Origin of the sequence: Shewanella sp. SM23, from assembly GCF_025654295.1 — a bacterium.
Lineage (GTDB): Bacteria > Pseudomonadota > Gammaproteobacteria > Enterobacterales > Shewanellaceae > Shewanella > Shewanella oncorhynchi.
Map to the genome: position 1 here is coordinate 167,119 of NZ_JAKKRM010000001.1, position 21,775 is coordinate 188,893.

Sequence of the window (21,775 nt, forward strand, 5' to 3'; positions counted from 1 at the left end):
CCCGCAATGCTTTCTCTTGCTTCTGACTTCCACAATACATCCTTAATTTAAATGTTATACATATAATGTATTTTATAGATTGGTTAACTGGGTCAATAAACGGCCATGAAAAACTCATTACAATTGCATTGGATTTGTATATTCATTTTTAAATTTGATATGGGGTATTTAAATGGAAGGTTTGCGCCGCCTGCTAGGAAACATGACGGTAACCAATAAGTTAAGGCTTGGTTTTGGGATCTTGTTATTGCTGATATTTATTGTGGCAGCGGCTGGATACAGGGGACTTACCTCAATCGATATCAGCAGTAGTCGGTTGGAGTTTATTGCCAATGTCGATAAAACATTGCTTGCGGCCAAGGCCGCAAGATTAGAATTTATTGCAAATGGCGATTTAACCAAATTGGATGAACTCCAGAGCTTAATTGAAAATACAAAAAGCGGTTTACAGCAACAATTGTCAGCGTCTAGCGATGCCCACGATCAGCAGTATCTTCAAGAATCGTTAGTTGCAATGGATCGGTATCATCAATCGATAAATCAGTTTAGTGATGTGTTTAAGCATAAACAGGAATTGAAAGTCACGGGTGCTCAAGTGGGGGCCAAGTTGGTTGCCACCTATGCGGAGCTGGTCGATAGAATGACCAACAGGGCGCAAGCAACGCAAAATACTGAATTATTAAAAGATGCCTTAAGTGTTAGCCAGCAAATGACCATGTTACGTTATCACATCCGAGGCTATGTCTATGATGCTAGTGATCTCAATTTAAAAACGGCAAAAGATGCCATTGCCAGATTGTCACAGACTATCGCCACTCTAAAGGGAGAGGATACCGCACAAGCCATCCAGATATTGGACCGTTACGACCATGATATTGATGCTATGGTCAATGTTAACCGTGATATGAATAACCTAGCGCAGTCAATGGGCGGCGCAGCACAAACATTGATGGTGAATATTCGTGAATTAGTTGACATCCAAAAGCATAAACGGGCTGACGCTGATGCCCAAGCAAAGGCTGTGGTACTTGGCACATTAATTGTCGCCTTGGTTGTCGGCCCCTTACTTGCGTGGTTAATCAGTGGACAAATTGTCGGGCCACTTAAACAAACCCTCCTTACAGCGAGAAAAATTGCCGCAGGTGATTTAAGCAGCACTATCCACTCAGAGCGTCAGGACGAGATGGGGGAATTATTGCGTGCCATGGGTGAAATGAATAGCACCCTTAAGCAAGTGTTGACACAAATAGGTGATAGCGTGGTGCAGTTGGCTTCATCGGCAGAAGTACTTTCTACGGTCACAGAACAAAATAGTGCGGGTATGCAAAATCAATGTAGTGAAACTGACCAAGTTGCCACCGCGATTAATGAAATGGCGGCGACAGTACAAGAGGTGTCTACCAGTGCTGAAAATGTCGCGCTAGCGGCTAAAGAGGCGGATCACACCACTGCGATAGGTAATAAAAAAGTTATTGAAGCGGTCAGTCAAATCGAACTGTTAGCCAAGGAAATAGCGACCACGGCACATGCGATGGAGCGCTTACAATCTGAGAGTGACAGTATCGGTTCCGTCCTTGATGTGATCAAATCGGTTGCACAACAGACCAATTTACTCGCGCTAAATGCGGCCATTGAAGCTGCAAGAGCAGGTGAGGCAGGACGGGGATTTGCAGTGGTGGCCGATGAGGTGAGAAGCCTTGCGAGTCGAACACAATCCTCTACTGAAGAAATTGAAAATATGATTGTTAATTTGCAAAAGGGTACACTGGAGTCGGTACAAATGATGACCAAAAGCCGAACATTAAGTGATGGCGCAGTGTCATTATCCCGCGAAGCGGGTGAAATGTTAGTGGATATTGCCGATGCGGTTAGCCGTATCCTGGATATGACACATCAAATCGCCGCCGCCTCGGAAGAACAAAGCGCCGTGGCAGAAGATATTAATAAAAGTATTGTGAGAGTTAGGGATATTGCCGAACAAACCGCTGATGGCGCGGCAGAAACTGCACGTTCCGCCGACGATCTTGCTAGCCTTGGTGTTACGCTAAAAGGATTACTAAGACGTTTTCAGTTATAGGTTTGACAGATCTTATTCGCGAGCATTAACGACCATGATAAAGATATCGTCGGAATGCTTTCGGGTATATTACATTTAATTTGTTGATTTGTAATGTTTTATTTGTTGTGGCCTACTTGTGTTAGTAGGCCCTGATTTCCAATTGCTCGATTATCTTGTTGCCTTGCTCAAGCCCTACATGGTTAACAATCATCGCTTTAATTAGCTCAACATAGGTTGGCTGGATATTGACGTTATCATCGAAAAGGGCTTCATCCGTTTCAGTGATAAGAGCCGCAATTTCATCAAAGCAGCGAGACATTTTGGCTAAATCGGTAAAAAGAAGACAGGGCTCCCAACGGCTTGCACCATGGCGAGCGAAAAGAATGTGCCCGTCCTTTAAATGATAAATTAAGGGGTCGCCATGTGAACTTGCAAGCACTAACCAATTGTTATCCCAAGCCGATTCTTGCGCTCGGGTGATACCATGCCAGCGATAACCCAGTTGAAAGTCTATCAGCTCTTCAACTCGTGGGAATTCAAATAAGGCAAAACCTATATCAAGTTGGCGCGAGTCAGGAATTGCTGTGCTTAAAAAGTGGCAGAGTTCTTCGGGCAACACTATATCCATCGCTGTTACATTCCTTGTTTGTTTAAGCTTTCAGTTGGTTTTCTGAAACTGGTATTTCACTGCCTAGTATGAGTTGTTATGAGGATTTCCCCATGCACTCTGCTAACAGTTTGACGAAAAAGTCGCTGCCTTTGCGTTCGCAAAAGGCGATGTTACGTTCTGGGATGGTTTCGGGATCGTTGTAGTTAGCAAGGGCTAACTCCATGCTGGCTTCGCGGATGATGTGCAGGGTTGGGTAGGGCGCGCGGTTGGTGAAGTTGGCTGCCCCGTCCTGTGGTTGACCATCGAAACAATAGTCTGGGTGGAAGGTGGCGAGTTGGTAAGTGCCTTCGTACTCGTGTTCGACAAGCGTATCGGTTGCCATGTCGATGAGGTCGAGATAAGCATAAAACCCCTCAAAACCACGGGGTAGAATAAACAGTGTGGTTTCTGCTTCGGGGTGGGCGTCGAGGTATTGGCATTCTTCGATCAATACCTTGAGTACGAGTTTGACTTTAGTTTGTTCCACCACCAGATACCGAATACTGCCGCGCTCGACTTCTTGTCTGGCGAAGGGGCAAATATTGTATTTCATGATCACTTTTTTCACCCAGTCGTCGGTTTGTTGAGTGATCATGTCAATTTCGTTCATGGCGGTCGTTTGCTCGTGCTTAAAAATTAGGGGGCGATCATAGGGATGATAGACGCCACAAGCAAGAGCGCCATGCTGATATTAAAAATCTTCTGTTGGCGCTCATTTTTTAAAATGCGTTTAAGGGCTACACCAAAGCCGAGCCAGACGATAGCGCAGGGAAAGGCGACGCACAAAAATACCGTTGCGATAGTGATGACCTGCGGGGTCAAATCCTGCTGTACTGACGTGAACGTCGCAATCGCGCCCACGGCCATGATCCAGCCCTTAGGGTTGACCCATTGAAAGGCCGCGGCTTGGATAAAACTGAAGGGTTTAGCAATGGCTTTACCTTCCATCTTGCTACTGCTGTTGGCAATCAACCAAGACAGATACAAAAGGTAACCTATGCCGACGACTTTAATCACTTGATGGATGATAGGATAGCTTTGGAATAGGGCGCTCAAGCCCAAACCTATCGCGAGGATCATGGTCGGGAAGCCAAGGCTTATTCCCATAAGATGCGGAATACTGCGTTTTACGCCAAAGTTTACCCCTGAGGTCATCAGCATAATATTGTTAGGCCCTGGGGTGATCCCCGATGAAAAGGCAAACAACGCGATAGCGAGTATTAACTCCATAGATAGATCCACACCTTTTATTTTAGTTTTATGGCATTGTGATTATTTGCCGCATTGAGTCTGCGATTTACTCATCGGACGGTACGCAATACTGTGTTGCTATTATTTATAATTGCGACATTTGATTGCAACGCAGGCGAGGCATTCTAGCGATTAAATGTTGCCGCGCCTATACGACATAGCGAGTTTATAAACTAAAAAGAATAACAAAATATGTACATGCCTCGATGGGATTAATGGTGTGAGAATAAGGCTAGCGAGTTTGATGGTTCTCTGTGTTAGTACGAATATCAAGATATATTGGAATATGCTGATTTAACACTATGATGGATATCTGCTTTCAGTTTTAGTAATAGCAACTATCCTTAGACAGCATTTTATAGATTGAGGTAACAGGGCATGATGAATCCATCATTAAATAGTGAGCTAAGTGGAGTGCTAAATCGACAGTTCAGTCGAGTTCCTTGCTGGGCTCCCGACCGAGTGTTAAGTCGGTATTTGAGAGTGTTAATACTGCTTTTTAGCAGCGTTTTAGGTCTTACTGGGTGCGTAACTGTGACGGATAACGCGGCGCAGCCGTTGCGAACCACAATCGTGATGTCTGGCGATCTCAGTGAATTACCGTCAACGGCAATGACATTCACTTGGCATCCTAAATTTCAAAAAATCATCACAGATAAACGCTTAGATCCGCAGCCAGTGTTGCAACACATGCAAGCCGTATTAAAGCAAACTTTGCAGAGTAAGGGATATCGCTGGGTCGAAGATCCACTACTGGCGGATTTTCAGGTTGGCTTTGGCGTCGCTATGGGAACTGAAATGAGTGATGAACAAATTTTGGCAGTGACAGGGTTAGTCGCTGGGCTGTCAACCGACGGTGTTAATATCCGAAAGTATGACAAAGGTACCGTGGTGATAGCGCTCTTTAAACCCACTAAAATACAGGGCGTTGATGAGCCAATTTGGCGAGTGCTTGCCCAAGGTTTTGGCAACATTAAAAAGATGGATGAGCTAACCGAAAATTTCGACAGTCTCATTGCCAGTATGTTGGCCAATATGCCGTCGGTTAATGTGGCTCCTTAGCCAGCGTTTGAGCTTTAGTTCAGTTCTAAGTGAATTGAGTCAGCATTTTTGGTTGGAGCATTCGCCAGATAAACGGGATTAGTGCTTAATTGAGGTGTCTTGGTCCCATGTTTGTGGTGCTAGCTCCCATTTTTGAACTGTGGGACATGGTACTTTAGTGACAGCCATCTCAATAAAGGGCGCGACAGTGAAAACTGACGCGCTTTTTCATTTTAATGGATGGAAGTTCCATTTTGATTTCAGACTGTTTCAGTCGTGCTCGACTGTGATCTCGTAGGATGAAAACTTACGAATGTTAATCACGCCCGTATCAAACATTAAATACTGCCCCTTGATCCCCTGCAAAATTCCGCTGACGACCACATCTTTATCGAAATTGTGCGAAGTGATCTTCTTCGGAAAGGTGTCAATTGGATAATGAATTGGCTGAATCGTTTCGTGCAAACGCTCGATACTGTAATCGCCTTTTTGCATGCCGATTTCGTGCAACTTAGCCTCAATTTGTGGGATCAGTTCCGCAGCCTTAGCATTTAAATCGATATCGTCGGCATGGCCTTTTAACATGGCTTGCCAATGGGTTTTATCATTAACCAGTTTTGCCAATTCTACTTCGACTAAGCCTGAGAGCTGTCTTGTTGAGACTTTAAAAATCGGTAAACCTTGGGTAGCACCTTGGTCAATCCAACGGGTGGGCAGTTGAGTGTGGCGGGTAATGCCGACTTTAACGCCCGAAGTATTCGACAGATATACATAATGCGGCACAAAACAGTGGCTCTGGGCCCACTCTGGTTCGCGGCAAGTGCCTTGGTCGTAATGACAAGTTTCCGGCTTCATGATGCACATATCGCAACTCGCCAACTTTTGCATACAGACAAAACAATGGCCCTGCGAGTAACTCTTCTTGCTCTTTTTACCGCAGTTGCAGCAGAAGATATTGCCCGTGTGGGTCAAGGTTAATTGCTTGCCTATCAATGGATTGAGCGGGAGTAACTCATCACCAACAACGAGTTGATATTGCACTTGTTGCGCGTCATCTAACTGCACGCGCATCTTTTTTAGCGTTCCTAACATGGTCATCCTAATGTGTTGCGTTCTGGTGCAGCTTAGTCGCTCATCATGCGTTCTAGTGCACGCTTTCGTTATATCGTCATTGCGTGGCCGTCAGTATACAAGATTATCCAAGTCAGTTTAGATAGGATTTTTTGCTAAGTGAGTTTTTGTAAACTGCGCTTAACCCCATAGGCTTAGACGGACTTTTTGAGGGTAATGATTTGAGTCTTATGATGAAAACCAGTAAGTTACCCTGCATTACAAATGGAGGTGTACTTATGCGGTTGGTTTTAGTGCTGATATTTTTCTTTTCGACGGGTGTCTTCGCACAGATGGATAAGACGGTAATTCATTCAGAAATCTTGAATGATGACATCAACTTACAAATCCATTTGCCAGATACCTATGCGCATTCCAACAATTTTACCTATCCGGTATTAATCGTATTAGATGGCTCTAGCCAATTTGAGCATGTGGCTGCGAATGTCGGTTTTTTAAGTACTTATGCCATTATTCCGGAAATGATTACCGTTGGCGTGAGTTCGGATCAACGGATGAAGTATTTCACGCCGACTCAAATCGATAAATTTAAAGACAGCTCCGGTGGTGCTGAAAGGTTCAGGCAGTTTTTAGAGCAAGAGCTGCTCAGTGAATTAGGCAAAAAATACCGCACCTCAGATTACCAAATACTCACGGGTCACTCCTTCGCGGGGCTGTTTAGCAGTTATGTCGCCTTGACGCCAAATAGCCAATTTGATGCGGTGATTTCAATCAGTCCCAGTTTATGGTGGGACAGTGATTGGCTAGTGCTTAAGTCGGCCGAGTTATTACAAGCTAAGCGTGCGAAACCACTGCGCTGGTTTTTGAGTATGGCAAGTGAGCCCAATGAGATGGCGAGCGCGTTTGCGGCACAAATTAAGCAGTTGCAAGACGGCTTAGGTACAAGCCCCACGGATAACACATCAAAGCAATTACATTGGTTTTACAAGCATTTCCCCGATGAAACTCACGACAGTACGCCGCTTGTAGGCAATATTGAGGCGTTAAAGACACTTTTTGCCGATTGGAATGCCGTGCCTGAAATTGCCATTATGCCACTTAAGGATATAAAACAGTTCTATCGGCAAAAGAGCGCTGAGTTTGGCTATGAATTTCCACTCTTTGCTCAGCAATATAATGTTTATGGGCTCAAGGCCACTTATGAACAAAAAACGGCTTGGGGCGTTGAAATTCTCGCAGAGGGGACGCGTGCGTTTCCTCATTCAGAGGTGTTATGGGACAGTTTAGCGACCGCCTATGATCTGGATGGACAACTTGAACAGGCGATAAGAGCCTCCGACAAAGCCGTGCTATTAGCAAAACAAACAGATTCAGTGTTTTTGAATGAGATCCTCAGTCAAGCTAAGCGCTTGCAGTTGCAAGGGAAAAAGTAATCGTTCTCAGAGAGGGTTTAACTACATAGTTGCAACATGTTTGGGCAAGTCTCACGCGGCTGGGTAATATTGCTCTTTTTACCGCAGTTGCAGCAGAAGATATTGCCCGTGTGGGTCAAGGTTAATTGCTTGCCTATCAATGGATTGAGCGGGAGTAACTCATCACCAACAACGAGTTGATATTGCACTTGTTGCGCGTCATCTAACTGCACGCTTTCGTTATATCGTCATTGCGTGGCCGTCAGTATACAAGATTATCCAAGTCAGTTTAGATAGGAATTTTTGCTAAGTGAGTCGATTGACTGAGTGCACCTAAACCTCTTTTGTTTTACTTAACCATTTGTACACTAAGGCAATAATACCGAAAGTTAGCAAGGCTACTGGCAAGTAAATGATTATGCTCATAAATTGTGTTTGGTATTTTGTTGCTAATTGGGTATGGCTAATGAGATACCCAAAACCAACAACGGAAAAAATCCACACCATTGAGCTGATGAAGTTAATGAGTAAAAAACGACGGGAAGAAATACCCGTTGCACCTAAAATATAGGGGTAAACGGTACGAACAAAAGGAATATAACGTGCGAGTAGCAGGGTTATCACTCCATAGTTATCAATTAGGTGGGTCGCTTTTTCCTGATGTTTGATATCAATATTCGACAGCAGTTTTTGGTAAATTTGGGTATGCCCTAAAAATCGACCCTGTAAATAACCTATAGCTGTACCTGTAAAGGTTGCTAGAACCAATAACGGCATAATACCGATATGAAGAATATCTTGATAAATCAGCACTCCAGTGAGAAAGAGTAGGCTATCTCCGGGTAAAAATGCGGTGGGAATAAAGCCATTTTCTAACACTAAAAAGCCACAAATTAATGCGCTGACCATGAGGGCGATTTTAGGATTGGCTAAAACCGCCAGATCATTGTGTATCATGGCTTGGGCCAGTTCGTATAACTGCTCCATACGTACTACTCCCTAAAATAATTGATAAAACATAAAGATGGAAAAGCTCGAAAGCGGCAATTTTGAACCTGAGCTATGGTGTTTCGTGGGTTATTCTACCAAGGGAGCATGAATCGAAAGGCAGTTACAACATTAAATTTTGTTGGTGTTAGTGTGTTTATGATTCAGTAATCGGGTTTTGTGGGCTTTTTATAGTAAAAATATTAAGCATTATTATAGGGTTAATAAATTTCGAATGATGGCATCAACTTACAAACCCACTTGCCAGATTCCTATGCGCATTCCAACTATCCAGTATTGATTGCACTGGCTTAACTTAATTTGAACACCTTGCCGCGAATATCGGTTTTTAAGCATTGTTTTAAGCGCTCTTAAAGTGCTGTTTGAAAGTGCCATTGCGAGTGCACTCTCTAAATATATTGGTGTGCTAAGTGTTAGCTCGCCGTAAAAGTAACAAGATTAACGGCTTAATCTATCGAGCACGAGATCATCCCCAAGAGCATAGAGGGATTCAACTAATTGATCTTCTTGGGCGAGATCTGTGAGTCCAAGGCCAATGGTTGCCCGAAACAAAGCTATACCTGTGTGGCCTGCGGTTTCATATTGACTACTAAACTGCTCGATATTGATGCCAATTGCATTGATTTTATTGGATATATCGAGCACGAGTCCGGGTCTGTCATAGGCCACTAGGTTGTAACTTAAGCGTTTGATGGGCTTAAGAGCGACCGAGGTTTTGGAGTAGGTGAGGGACAGGCTATCGATGCATTCTAGGGCCTCAATGAGCTCGTCCATCCGCAGTGACGGCACTTCGAGTAACAATATCGCGGCAAAGACACCGTCAATATGGCGTAATTCTGAGTCGAGCCAGTTGCCGCCATGACGACTCACAGCATGGGCGATTTGTTCTACTAATCCTTTTCTATCAGGTGCTTGTAGTGTGATTAAGTATCGTAGCATAGTGACTGACTCCTATTTTTTGTAAAAGGCACCTGTTTTAAAACGGGGTGTAACACAACTGTCATCTTTGCGTCATATAATCCAACGCACTTAGAATAAAGGATGTTGTTATTGCTCAGTTTACGTTCAAACAGTGTAAGCATAGCACTCGGCAAATCCTAGCGAAAAAACTCGCTAGCTATTAATAATAGAGGTTCTTAATGGAAAGTCAGGTCACTCAACCTGGTTCTGCATCGCACAGTATGCTTAAAGGCGGACGCTCGAATCGCAGGGCATTTAAGGATAAAGCGGCGCAAATCAGCGTCACTATCGGCGGCACTATGGTATTTGTCGCCTTATTGTTGATCTTCTTTTATCTGTTGTATGTGATTAAACCCATTTTCGACAGTGCTGATGTCACACCCGTTAAGAGTGTGAGTTATCAACATGCGGATGTGCCGACCTTAATGGTGGGTGCTGAAGAGCAAAATGAGGTGATGTACCGTGTGAGCGTTCATGGTCAAGTGGACTTCTATACTGTTGCCGACGGTAGCCTACTTTCTAGCTTTACCCCGACGTTACCAACGGGTGTTACAGTCACCAGCGCCGCCGTTGCTGTACCGAGCGAACAACGTTTTGCGCTGGGATTAAGTAATGGTCAGGTCATAGTGGCGGGCCTAGAGTTTGGTTTAACGTACCCCAATAACAAACGTTTAATCACACCTAAACTGCGTTATCCCGCAGGTGAAACCCCCATAACAGTCGATGAGACAGGCAGCGCGATTCATAAGCTGACCTTTACTTATAGCTCAGACAAAATGAGTTTTGCTTATCAAGATGAGAGTGGTGTTTGGCGCCTCACTCGTCTCGAAGGGCAAGAGAACATGATGACTGAAGAAGTGGAGTGGGTTTCTACGACATCACAAATTCAAGATGCGCCGAAGAAAGTCTCCCACGAGCTGATGACGCCCGATCAACGTCAATTGATGTTGCAAACTGGCAATAAAATTTTCGTGTACGACATCCGTGATACTGACAGCTTAGATCTGCTGCAGGTGATTGATGTTGAACGTGCTAAGGCACAAGTTAATAACGTGGCTTTGCTGGCGGGTGCGAGTTCATTACTGGTCAGTTATGACACAGGTATTGTGGCGCAGTACTTCCAAGTTAATGGTGAAAAAGGGCGTTTATATCAAGAGATTCGTCAGTTTGATGACTTACCGCCTATCAGCTCGATTACCTCTGAATTCTACCGTAAGAGTTTTGCGACTGTGAGCCCTGAGGGTGAGCTAACACTACTCTATACCACGAGTCATCGTGAACTGTTTGATGCAAAGTTTGACCTTAAAAACCCCGGTAAAATGGGCTTTACCCCACGCTCAAATGGCATAGTCGTTGAGGCGGACAAAAAGCTGCATATCTTCAGTGTGGAAAACTCCCACCCAGAAGTGTCATGGAGCGCTATGTGGGACAAGGTGTGGTATGAAGGTTATCCAGAGCCTAAATATGTATGGCAATCGACCTCAGGTTCTGACGATTTCGAAGCTAAGTTGAGCTTAATGCCATTGGCCTACGGCACAATGAAAGCGGCATTTTATGCCATGTTATTTGCCGTGCCTTTATCCGTTGCTGGTGCGATTTACACTGCTTACTTTATGTCGCCTAAGGTGCGCGGTTTCGTGAAACCGACCATTGAAATCATGGAAGCATTACCAACGGTGATTTTAGGCTTCTTGGCGGGTCTGTGGTTAGCGCCACTGATTGAAGAACATCTCCCCGGCATTTTAATTCTACTGATCTTATTGCCGACCTCGATACTCACATCTGCCTATGGCTGGAGTAGGTTGCCGGGTAAGTGGAAACAACGTTTACCCGAAGTGTACCAAGAGCTGATGTTAATCCCTGTGGTCTGTTTCGTGGGGTGGTTCTCTTTTGCGGTTAGCCCTATCATCGAAGTGGCGCTGTTTGATGGTAATACCCGTCAATTCATCACTAACGAACTGGGGATCACCTTCGACCAACGTAACGCGCTGGTGGTCGGTATTGCCATGGGCTTTGCGGTGATCCCAACGATTTTCTCCATCGCTGAAGATGCCATTTTCTCTGTACCGCGTCATTTATCTAACGGCAGCTTAGCCTTAGGTGCGACGCCTTGGCAGACATTGACACGCGTGGTGTTGTTAACCGCCAGTCCGGGAATTTTCTCGGCCATTATGATGGGCCTTGGCCGCGCCGTTGGCGAGACCATGATCGTACTGATGGCCACTGGTAACACTGCCATCATGGAATGGAGTGTGTTCGAAGGGATGCGAACCTTGGCGGCAAACATTGCGGTTGAAATGCCTGAATCGGCTATCGGTAGCTCGCATTATCGTGTGCTCTTCCTTGCTGCGTTCGTACTATTCATCTTTACATTCTTCTTTAACACCATTGCAGAAGTGGTGAGACAGCGTCTACGTGAACGCTATAGCTCGCTGTAACGGGGATAAGACAATGACATTAAATACTATTTCGCCAGTGACCTTGAGAGGTTTGTGCAATGGGTAAGTGGGTAAAATCAGGCTCGCCATGGATATGGATGACGGGCGGTGCTGTGAGCATCAGTTTGATTGCCGTCTTAGGCTTATTATTGTTAATCGCATGGCGTGGCTTAAGTTACTTTTGGCCTGCAACCGTTTACCAGTGGGAGCTTGAAGATAACACGGGTGTACGTTCGACCTTAATTGGTGAGGTTTACGATAGGGAAGAAGTACCGACTGAGCGTTTGATTGCTGCTGGCCATGTGTTTAAGCAACATCCGGGCGAGTTTGTGACCCGTTACTTAGTGAAAACCGGTAACCGTGAATTTGTGGGTTTGGATTTCCGCTGGATATTAGGTACGGACATTGTTAGTCGTTCTGTGCCAAGCGAGGTCGCACTGATCGAGCGGGCTAAAAACGGTAACTTCTACGGTTATCCGATAGCCGTGATTGAAAATGGCAAGCGTCTTGATTTAGTGAATGATGCGATTGAATCTTCCTTAATGGAGCATATCGAACGCGCAGTTGCCTTATCGGACAAAGCGGTTGATTTGCAGAAGCAAGATATTGGCTCGATTAACTACGCCATTGAAAAATTGCGTTTGCAGGAGCGTCGTTTCGAGCTAGATGGGGAACTGACCGACAGTATTAAAGCTGAGTTGGTCGCCAAGAGAGCTCAACTGCAAGAAGATTACTTAGTGCTTGAAAAAGCGTTATTTGCCCTGCGTGATGATGCGGCGCGTGACTCGGTTATCGTCCGAGATATGCGCGGCGAAGAAGTTGAACTGAAGCTCGATACTGTTCTGGATGTGACCTATGTGAATCACTTAGGACTCATAGGCAAAATTGGTAAGTGGTTTGTCGGTATTGGACGCTTTATGAGTGACGATCCGCGTGAAGCCAACACTGAGGGCGGCGTGTTCCCCGCGATTTTCGGCACTGTATTTATGGTGATGTTGATGGCGGTGATCGTGACGCCATTTGGCGTGGTCGCGGCGGTTTATCTACATGAATATGCTAAGAAAGGCCCTATTACTAAGATGATCCGTATTGCGGTAATCAACTTAGCGGGTGTGCCCTCGATTGTGTATGGTGTATTCGGTTTAGGTTTCTTCGTGTACATGATGGGCGGTTCCATCGACCAATTGTTTTACGCTGAAGCTTTGCCGGCTCCTACCTTTGGTTCACCAGGGGTGATTTGGTCGGCATTAACCCTCGCGATTTTGACACTGCCAGTGGTTATAGTGTCGACTGAAGAAGGGTTAAGTCGTATTCCAAGCGCGGTGCGTCAAGGTAGTTTGGCATTGGGCGCGACTAAGGCTGAAACCCTGTGGCGGATTGTGATCCCGATGGCGAGTCCAGCGATCATGACGGGTTTGATTTTAGCGGTCGCTCGTGCTGCCGGTGAAGTGGCACCGCTGATGTTGGTGGGTGTCGTTAAATTAGCGCCAACTTTACCACTGGACTTTAACTTCCCGTTTGTGCATTTAGAACGTAAGTTCATGCACTTAGGGTTCCATATATATGATGTGGGCTTCCAGAGTCCTAACGTTGAAGCAGCACGTCCTCTGGTGTATGCGACCTCTTTCTTGCTGGTGTCTGTGATTGTGGCACTCAACTTGACGGCCATTAGCGTGCGTAACCACTTACGTGAAAAATATCGTTCGCTTGAGCACTAATCAGCGATTATCCTGAAAGTATTAGGACTAAATATGATTTCTATAGATTCGACAGCAATGAAAACCAATAACTTTGATTTAGCTAACTTAAGCCAGAACGACACCGCGCTGGAGATCCGTAACTTAGATTTGCGCTATGGCGATAAGCAAGCGCTGTTTAATGTATCGATGAAGATCCCCAAGAAGCAAGTCACTGCCTTTATCGGCCCCAGTGGTTGTGGTAAATCGACACTATTGCGCTGTATTAACCGCATGAATGACTTAGTTGATAATTGTCATATCGGCGGCGAGATATTGCTGCACGGCCAGAATATCTACGACAAAAAAATCGACGTCGCGGCCCTGCGCCGTAATGTCGGTATGGTGTTCCAACGCCCAAATCCTTTCCCTAAGTCGATTTACGAAAACGTTGTTTATGGCTTGAGATTGCAAGGGCTGAATAACCGTCGTGAACTCGACGAAGCGGCTGAGCGTTCATTGCGCGGCGCGGCGATTTGGGACGAAGTTAAAGACAGATTGCACGATAACGCCTTTGGTTTATCAGGCGGTCAACAGCAACGTCTGGTGATTGCCCGTGCGATAGCCATTGAGCCAGAAGTGCTATTACTCGACGAACCAACATCGGCACTCGATCCGATTTCGACGCTGACGATTGAAGAGTTAATCACTGAACTTAAGACGAAATACACTGTGGTTATCGTGACTCACAACATGCAACAGGCGGCGCGGGTATCGGATCAAACGGCCTTTATGTATATGGGTGAATTAGTTGAATATGCTGATACTAATACGATTTTCACTACGCCGAAAAAACGTAAGACTGAAGATTACATCACAGGACGTTACGGTTAATCGCTTGAGTATCGGATAAGGCCACCACGGCTTGGTATGGGTCAACAGTTAAGTAACAGGTTGGAACGCAATGGAAAACATGAATTTAAGTAAACACATTTCGGGTCAGTTCACCGCTGAGCTGGATGATATCCGTAATCGAGTGCTCGCCATGGGTGGCTTGGTTGAACGTCAGCTAGAGCAAGCGATTGATGCCTTAAGTGCCCTCGATGCCGAGTTAGCCCAGCGGGTGATTGCAGGCGATCATAAGGTCAATGCGATGGAAGTCTCCATTGACGAAGAATGCACGCGTATTATTGCTAAGCGTCAACCTGCGGCCAGCGATTTACGCTTGATTATCGCTATTTCAAAAACCATCGCCGATCTTGAGCGTATTGGTGATGCCTGTGTGCGGATTGCAAAAGCGGCATTAGATAAACGTTTGAATAATCAGCAGCCTTTGTTAGTTAGCATTGAAAATATGGGGCGTCATGCGACTCGGATGTTGCATGCGACTTTAGATGCCTTGGCCCGTATGGATGCCGATACCGCGTTAGAGCTGCATAAAGAAGATGCTAAGCTTGACCGTGAATATGAAGGCATCATTCGCCAGTTAATGACCTATATGATGGAAGATCCGCGTTCAATCCCAGACATACTCGACGTATTATGGGCTGCACGCGCAGTTGAGCGTGTCGGTGACCGCTGTAAAAATATCTGTGAATACATCATCTACTACGTGAAAGGCAAAGACGTTCGTCATACTTCCTACGAAGATATGGAAAAGGACATGAAAGGCTAACACAAGTATTAATCTGCTATTGTAATGCCATTCGCTGAATACAACGCTCCGCAGTCTCTGTGGAGCGTTTTGCTTTTAGGGCTTTTAAATGCGGCTTAATAAATGCCGACTGCTTTTATAGACTGATTTGACAGTACTAATAGCAATGATGAGTCAATTCGATTTGGTAAAAACGCATTGGGAAATTCTGCAGGCTAGTATAGCTGAGTGAACTGTCATTTTAGTTGCTAGGCGTTGGCTGGTATCCACACATACAGGCTTGCCATGGTACTTACTCACCGACACGGTGAATAGAAACCTAGGGTTTCTGAGCTTATGAACGAGAGCCATGGACGGCGAACTGGCTGTTAAATAGGGATGTTGTTCAAGTCCGTCCTTGGATGCTCGACCGCCCCGTCCATGGGGCGGACGGTCGTCTCGCTAATCACCATGGCTCACCTTTTGTGCATTCGTGTAATCTGTAGATTTAAAAGACATACGCAACACACTTTTGGACATTATCGAGTTACGAATTTGTGCAATACTGAACTTTTCAGATCACTTTTCTATGCCAAGAGTACTATCAAGTACAAACCAGTGACCAAATTCACTATGCCATATATGGACGCCTCAGCTTTTACAACACCGTTGAATGATTGGTTCACTACCATATATTCGGCGTCTAAATAGGCTTTTTTACCCGCGCCATGATGTAAATCCGAAACCTATTACCTTATCACTACATCGGCATTTAATGCCTTGGCACAGTCAGGCTCTAATAGGTACGGTTGACCGTTTATTCATCAGTGCATGTAAACTGTTACGTGATACTTAACGTCTTACGCAAACGCTTTATTAACGTCGAAATTATCGTTACTCGTGAGGATCCGCCATCCTATACGCGCTATTTTATTGGCCAATGCGACAACGGCTTTGTGTCGACCTTGCCTTAACGCAAGTGCATTAAACCATCGCCCAAGTCTATCATCATGTTTGCTCGCAAATCGGCCAACGGCTCTGGCGCCGTGGATGAGTAAAACACGTAGTTCTGAGCTGCCATTTTTCGTGATCGATCCTAGTCGAACTTTTCCACCAGAACTCGATTGCGATGGCACTAAGCCACACCATGCAGATAATTGCCGGCCATTTTTAAATTGATGACCCGAACCTAATTCACTCATAAAGCTTGCTGTGACTAATGGTCCAAAGCCAGGGATCGACAGCAATGCATTGTAGCGAGGTTGGATTTGACATAGCGCTTTAATGTCGCGCTCGATTTGATTAATTCTCTCATTTAAAACACATAAATCTTCATATAAAAATTTTAACAGGTAATGAAGCGTATGAGACAGTTCATGCTCATTATTTGCTAAAATACGGCTAAGTGACGCTTGTAATTGCAACCTGCCGACAGAGAAGATCACACCAGACTCGCTCGCTAGGCTTCGAATTTGATTGACCATGGCGGTTCGATTTTGAACGAGACGACTACGTACACAACGTAATGCTTTAATGTCTTGTTGCTCAACAGTTTTAACTGGAACCATGTGGATATTAGGTCTGAAAACCGCTTCGCATATAGCGAGGGCATCGTTGGCATCATTCTTTTGGTTTGCAACAAATGGCTTAACATGTTGAGCAGGGATCAATTGCACTTGATAACCAAGAGCTTGAAATTGTCTTCCCCAGTAATGCGCCGTACCACAGGCCTCCATAGCAATAAGGCTACCTTCGGGGAATTGTCTAATTTTATCGAGCAGCTTGTTTCTGTTAACCTTTTTGTTACTCATGACAGAGTTATCCATAAGACAAACACAAACTTGAAAAACATTTTTGGCTAAATCGATACCAATAACTTTAATATCCATGATGGAAACCTCCAGAACTATTTGTCAGCTTTAAGCTTGGCATAATACTGCAAGCTTAGGTGCTGAGGCGTCCATCACATCACTACACTTTGGAACCTAACCTCGTTAGGAATAAGCTAGATTTCGGAGTCCATCTGATTACACTATTTATCTTTAAACCTATAAGAAATCAGGTAGTTCACCATTATCTAAATAATTAAGTAAATTTGGATTATTCAACACACCACGGTAAAAAATTGTTTCCCAGCGGTTCACTGATTGGTCTTCTGTATTTCTCAAAAACCTTCTTACGATTCGAATTGCTGTATCAGGAGCAGGATCTAATCTCTCCTTCGCAAAAATACCCAATAGAGTCATATATTGTGATCTACAAAAGTCTTCAAATCTCTCGACAAAATCCACTCCGCGTATATGGGCGCAAACTAATCGTCTTAATACTAGATCAACATTCGCAGGAACAGATACATTAAATGCAGCCGGACAAGAATAGGGTTCATGAATATCTAAAGAAATTAAAACTTGGTCAACAGGGTCAAAATATGGATGAATAAATATTTTTTTCCCTTGTTCATCTTGAAAATCTGTTCCTTTTCGCCCTTGGCACTCGCTACACATAGGCGTGAGGTTAACAAGAACTACAGCTAACTCAGGGTAAGCATCTTTAGGAAAATAATGATCTAGAGTTCCTGGTTTGCCAGGCTCACCACAACTAGGGCAAAACAATAGTCCGTGTTTCCTTCTCATGTTTTCCAAAATATCGTAAGGCAGCTTATCTTTTGCAGGATAATACAGACCAATTAGCGACGTTTTCCGCTTATCGATGAGCCTAACTAATGGTTCAGGGTTCTCTTTAACGGTGACCTTTATCCGCGCTTCCTCATTAATTCTCTGCTGAGTTATATAAGGAGATAAGTCAAATGGGTCTACTTTACTTGGGTCACCACCAAACTCAATATAAGTGACAATTTTTCCTACTAAATCAGGTAATAGAGCTTCATAGAACTCTTTGTTATGTACTCGTTCTGCAAAAATAGCACGAATAACTTGAACCGAATCATAAACAGGGCGATTAAGCTTAGCGACCACTATGTTTTCTCCCCAAGCTTAAAATCTTCATAGTCAACTCTTCATTAATTTCATCGCCAAGGTCACTGATCAGCTTCTCAGCATCTGGATTTTCATTCATCTGCATTTCTACCCACTCATCGAATGGTTTAGATACAGATTTGTCACCAAATACATAAGAAGAAATCCGTTGCACACTGCCACCAAAAGTTTCAAACGGAGGTGGGACGATCTCGAGTCCGTAGCCTTCATTGCGAAATATATGAACGCATTTAGAGGGCACTTCTCGCACGACAGCCAAAGAGTGTGTAGCTAAAATAGCTTTTGATTTAAATGGTTTTAAGATGACCTTAAGTAAAGATATAAACTCAATCTCAAGTGTTGGGTGTAAAAATAGCTCTGGTTCATCTATTACGATTAGGCTATGTTCCCTTATCGCCCCGACAACATTAATTGCAATATAACTAAATAGTTGCTGGCCTGAACTTAGTCCTTTTACTTTGTTATCTTTAATAAACTGAATACCATCAGTAAAATTACATATGCTCTTAAATGTTGGTTTTTCATATTTAGCACCAATAAATTCATTTAACTCTAAATAATCTTCACCATTGATAATCTTTGGAAAATCAGCCAAGATACCACCTGCTTTACTCATGTTCACTTTAATTGCTAAGTGGTCAAAATCTAGCGCTACTTTTAATGCTGACTCTATTGCTGAAAACTTGTTAACCCACCAACTTTCACCTTTGTACTTTTCATCTTCAAAAATAGCATCAATCAGTGAATGACTTGCTTCAAACTTTGGTAAATTACGATTAATACGAATTCTGTCACCTTCCAATTTCTCGCGCTCAATATTTATTGTGTCATCTTCACGTTTTTGTCTAAACCCAAAATATCGATATGAGCTTCTATCAGCCACCTCATCTTCGGCTGTTAGGCCTAAGCTAAACTCTTCAAAAGGACTATACGAGACCAAAATCAAACGGTTAATATTAGGCCGGATATCAAATGGTTCATGACTTAGGCCATCGAGTGTTTTTTTATCCCCCATTCCAGTTTTCAACCAGTATTCCACTAAGGATCTCAGACAATAAGATTTACCAATGCCATTAGGACCAATCAATACATTTACATCGTAGGGCAGTAGGCTTGACTCGAATCTAAAAGGTATTGGTTTCGACTCATATTCTGATGTTAATATATTTAAGGTAAAATCTCTGATTTGACTTTCCTCACCAACAAACAGACGCCATCCATCTTGGAATGACATATTGCTACCACTGTCCCGAAGTAAAGAATTCGAAAATGCTGATAATTGGGATAGTTCTTTAGCAGCATCATCTTTAATAACATAAATTAAATAACCTGCATCTCTTAAATTATGCAGTACATGATGACTAGAGGAATGATCAAATTTTGAGTGTAATATCTTGTAAAAATTAATATCTGTTGGCACAGAAATGTAATCTATATTTGGTATAGGGAACTCACCACTCCATCCTTCAGCGCATAGCTCATTTAACCTACTCGCAGTGTAATCACAATCAGCAATCAGCATCTTTAATCTAAAATCGACAGGCTGGACGACTCCATCAATAACAAGAGTGCAGTTCAATGTTGACCGCATACCAAAATCATCCCAATCGTTGCCACTTAAAGAGAGATAACTATCTTCTCCTGTTAATTTAGGAGCTGGTGATTTCCAATTTTGATTAGGGGAATATTTTATTTTCATGTAGTTGACTGCTATAAAGTGGAAATACCTTTGTTCTGCCAGCACTTTGTATGATTACTAGAATTTGGTCAACATCTCTATCAAAGAGTAAATCCTATCTCACATTGCTGAAAGCTTTGGGGCAAATGCTTTTTAGGGCAGACATAGGTATTGATAACTTACCTAAGATTGTCATTGCTGCACCAGTGACCTTCTAAAACAGGGAGTTTTAGTAGAGCCCTCAAGGATGAGTTTACGGCGAGTCACTGGGGAAGTAATGATAATTAACGCTGCAAAACCCAGTCGTCTTGTTTTGAGCACTCGCTTTTTAGCTGAGCCTATAGGGATACTTCTTAATTAGCTAAAAGGATCGCGAGTTAATCAGGGGAGTAATGACAATAAATGCCACTCAACTGTCGAGAGTCTTATCGCAAACAACAGTGAACCAGTATAACGTCAGCAGCAGTTCTGCTCGCCGCGTGCTAGCAGAACTGCTGCTGATATTGCCCCAATTCGCTTATCCCGTGCAGGCGGGCAGATATTCTGATAACTCAAGCAGGTTATAATCTGGGTCGCGGATATAGACAGAGTTTATCCGGCCTGTGGCGCCGGTTCGTAGCACTGGGCCTTCAATGATTTCAATCTGAAGTGCGTTTAAATGGGCGATCACTTCTTCTATATTGTGGCTGACCACAAAACACAGATCGGCACTGCCGGGTGTGGCTGCTGCGGCTTTAGGTTCAAATTCTGCGCCCGCTTGGTGCAAGTTAATCTTTTGGTCGCCAAAACTTAACGCAATACGCTGATTGCCAAATACCACTTTTTTCATCCCGAGCACGGTTTGATAAAATTCGACACTGACGGCGATGTCTTTTACGGTTAAGACCAAATGATCTAAGCGGGTTACGCGCATTTTACTTTCCTTAGAATTGTTCAGAGTGGGCTCTGAATTTGAACGCTGTCTCTATGCTTGAGACTATTATTGCCAGATACCTTACATCATGTGCTGGTGCAAAAGTGACTCTGTGGTAGCATTTGTGGCGTTTTTTGCGTAAATATTTTATGCCTTCTATATCCCTATGACTGAATGAGAGTGTGATGAAAAAAACCTTAGCCCGCGGCTTAATGAATCTATTACCTATGGCCTTGAGTTTGTGGCTGTTTTGGTCGTTGTTTGTATCGTTAGATGGTTTAGGAATTGTAATTTTAGAGTTGGTAGGGATTAACCAACACTTTGTCGGCGCGGGATTTATGCTGGTGGTGGCATTAGTTTTTGCCGTGGGCCTGTTGTTTTCAGTCAGCCCGATTGTGTGGCTTTATGGCTGGCTTGAGCGCCAGTTGATGCGCTTCCCACTGTTTAAGTCGGTTTATGGCAGTATCCGTGATATCGCCTCTTTGATGAATCGTGATGGTAAGCCAACAAGCCAAAAGACAGTGTTAGTGAAACAGGCGAATGGCAGTTTTGTGGTGGGCTTTATTATGACGGATACGCCGCCACAGCCCTTGTTAGATGCGCTACCAGAGGGCGATTGGGTGCCTGTGTTGTTCCAATTGAGCTATCAAATGGCGGGCGTGACGAGCTTAGTTAAGCGGGATGATTTAATTATGGTTGATTGGTCGTTTGAGGAGGCGATGCGCTTCAATTTAACTGCTGGTATCTCGCAGTCACCGACTAAGTAATCAGATGAAGGTTTGTGCGTTTTAGCGTTTAAAATTAAATTTGATGATTTTTGTGGTATAATTTTTTGGCGACCAATATGGTCGCCATTTTTTATGCTGAATATTCTAGTAATATATTTGTTTTATGCTAAAGGTGGGCGTTAGCTGCCTTAGTGGTGTTAATTCTGTTTATCCATCAATCATTGGCTTAAAAAAGTCGAGTGTTGTTAATCCCGTTGTTCAG

General features: G+C 43.9%; 18 protein-coding genes and 1 pseudogene. 8 read left to right on the forward strand and 11 right to left on the reverse strand.

What is annotated here, in order from left to right; all coding sequences use genetic code 11:
* Window positions 1-172: 172 nt before the first annotated feature.
* Entirely contained in the window at window positions 173-2,077 is a 1,905-nt protein-coding gene (locus L5L98_RS00675) for a methyl-accepting chemotaxis protein (RefSeq protein WP_131525692.1), read from the forward strand.
* A 121-nt stretch (window positions 2,078-2,198) separates the two neighbouring features.
* Here the strand turns inward: L5L98_RS00675 and L5L98_RS00680 are convergent, their stop codons facing one another.
* From L5L98_RS00680 to L5L98_RS00690, 3 genes are all read right to left on the reverse strand, one after another.
* Entirely contained in the window at window positions 2,199-2,687 is a 489-nt protein-coding gene (locus L5L98_RS00680) for a hypothetical protein (protein WP_131525693.1), read from the reverse strand.
* Between the two features lie 76 nt (window positions 2,688-2,763).
* Window positions 2,764-3,318: a DUF1415 domain-containing protein gene (locus L5L98_RS00685; RefSeq protein WP_263138141.1), complete on the reverse strand. Its 555-nt coding sequence runs from the start codon at window positions 3,316-3,318 to the stop codon at window positions 2,764-2,766.
* A gap of 26 nt (window positions 3,319-3,344) precedes the next feature.
* A complete protein-coding gene (locus L5L98_RS00690) occupies window positions 3,345-3,938 on the reverse strand; it encodes a LysE family translocator (protein ID WP_113938904.1) in 594 nt (197 codons plus the stop codon).
* Between the two features lie 399 nt (window positions 3,939-4,337).
* Between L5L98_RS00690 and L5L98_RS00695 the strand changes: the two genes are divergently transcribed.
* Window positions 4,338-5,021 (forward strand): DUF4136 domain-containing protein, encoded by a 684-nt coding sequence (locus tag L5L98_RS00695; RefSeq protein WP_317633944.1) that lies wholly within the window; start codon window positions 4,338-4,340, stop codon window positions 5,019-5,021.
* Window positions 5,022-5,270: 249 nt separating this feature from the next.
* On the opposite strand, the gene L5L98_RS00700 is transcribed toward L5L98_RS00695, so the two are convergent.
* On the reverse strand, window positions 5,271-6,092 hold the full coding sequence (locus L5L98_RS00700) for a DUF2797 domain-containing protein (RefSeq protein WP_105249677.1): 822 nt from the start codon (window positions 6,090-6,092) through the stop codon (window positions 5,271-5,273).
* Between the two features lie 257 nt (window positions 6,093-6,349).
* Between L5L98_RS00700 and L5L98_RS00705 the strand changes: the two genes are divergently transcribed.
* The gene (locus L5L98_RS00705; RefSeq protein ID WP_263138143.1) at window positions 6,350-7,504 is read left to right on the forward strand and encodes an alpha/beta hydrolase; all 1,155 of its coding nucleotides are present in this window, start codon (window positions 6,350-6,352) and stop codon (window positions 7,502-7,504) included.
* A 44-nt stretch (window positions 7,505-7,548) separates the two neighbouring features.
* On the opposite strand, the pseudogene L5L98_RS00710 reads toward L5L98_RS00705, so the two are convergent.
* From L5L98_RS00710 to L5L98_RS00720, 3 genes and pseudogenes are all read right to left on the reverse strand, one after another.
* A pseudogene (locus L5L98_RS00710) lies at window positions 7,549-7,716 on the reverse strand (DUF2797 domain-containing protein); the annotation flags it as partial.
* Between the two features lie 100 nt (window positions 7,717-7,816).
* Window positions 7,817-8,470 (reverse strand): DedA family protein, encoded by a 654-nt coding sequence (locus L5L98_RS00715; RefSeq protein ID WP_168823092.1) that lies wholly within the window; start codon window positions 8,468-8,470, stop codon window positions 7,817-7,819.
* A 459-nt stretch (window positions 8,471-8,929) separates the two neighbouring features.
* The gene (locus L5L98_RS00720; RefSeq protein ID WP_028760534.1) at window positions 8,930-9,430 is read right to left on the reverse strand and encodes a glycine cleavage system protein R; all 501 of its coding nucleotides are present in this window, start codon (window positions 9,428-9,430) and stop codon (window positions 8,930-8,932) included.
* Window positions 9,431-9,630: 200 nt separating this feature from the next.
* On the opposite strand from L5L98_RS00720, the gene L5L98_RS00725 reads away from it, so the two are divergent.
* From L5L98_RS00725 to phoU, 4 genes are all read left to right on the forward strand, one after another.
* Window positions 9,631-11,889, forward strand: coding sequence for an ABC transporter permease subunit (locus tag L5L98_RS00725; protein WP_263138144.1), 2,259 nt, complete (start codon window positions 9,631-9,633; stop codon window positions 11,887-11,889).
* A gap of 59 nt (window positions 11,890-11,948) precedes the next feature.
* Entirely contained in the window at window positions 11,949-13,607 is a 1,659-nt protein-coding gene (gene pstA, locus L5L98_RS00730) for a phosphate ABC transporter permease PstA (RefSeq protein ID WP_028760532.1), read from the forward strand.
* 33 nt (window positions 13,608-13,640) lie between these two features.
* On the forward strand, window positions 13,641-14,459 hold the full coding sequence (pstB, locus tag L5L98_RS00735) for a phosphate ABC transporter ATP-binding protein PstB (protein ID WP_028760531.1): 819 nt from the start codon (window positions 13,641-13,643) through the stop codon (window positions 14,457-14,459).
* 70 nt (window positions 14,460-14,529) lie between these two features.
* Entirely contained in the window at window positions 14,530-15,240 is a 711-nt protein-coding gene (gene phoU, locus L5L98_RS00740; protein ID WP_028760530.1) for a phosphate signaling complex protein PhoU, read from the forward strand.
* An 818-nt stretch (window positions 15,241-16,058) separates the two neighbouring features.
* Here phoU and L5L98_RS00745 read toward each other — a convergent pair.
* The 4 genes from L5L98_RS00745 to L5L98_RS00760 form a co-directional block, all read right to left on the reverse strand.
* Window positions 16,059-17,087: an IS110-like element ISSba8 family transposase gene (locus tag L5L98_RS00745; RefSeq protein ID WP_263138145.1), complete on the reverse strand. Its 1,029-nt coding sequence runs from the start codon at window positions 17,085-17,087 to the stop codon at window positions 16,059-16,061.
* A 159-nt stretch (window positions 17,088-17,246) separates the two neighbouring features.
* Entirely contained in the window at window positions 17,247-18,173 is a 927-nt protein-coding gene (locus tag L5L98_RS00750) for an HNH endonuclease (protein WP_263138146.1), read from the reverse strand.
* Complete coding sequence (locus L5L98_RS00755; protein ID WP_263138147.1) at window positions 18,163-19,893, reverse strand: ATP-binding protein; 1,731 nt, start codon at window positions 19,891-19,893, stop codon at window positions 18,163-18,165. The genes L5L98_RS00750 and L5L98_RS00755 overlap by 11 nt, the downstream gene beginning before the upstream one ends.
* 496 nt (window positions 19,894-20,389) lie before the next feature.
* Complete coding sequence (locus L5L98_RS00760; RefSeq protein ID WP_219250221.1) at window positions 20,390-20,785, reverse strand: VOC family protein; 396 nt, start codon at window positions 20,783-20,785, stop codon at window positions 20,390-20,392.
* Window positions 20,786-20,970: 185 nt separating this feature from the next.
* On the opposite strand from L5L98_RS00760, the gene L5L98_RS00765 reads away from it, so the two are divergent.
* Window positions 20,971-21,552, forward strand: coding sequence for a DUF502 domain-containing protein (locus L5L98_RS00765; RefSeq protein ID WP_028760527.1), 582 nt, complete (start codon window positions 20,971-20,973; stop codon window positions 21,550-21,552).
* The last annotated feature ends 223 nt before the right edge of the window (window positions 21,553-21,775 follow it).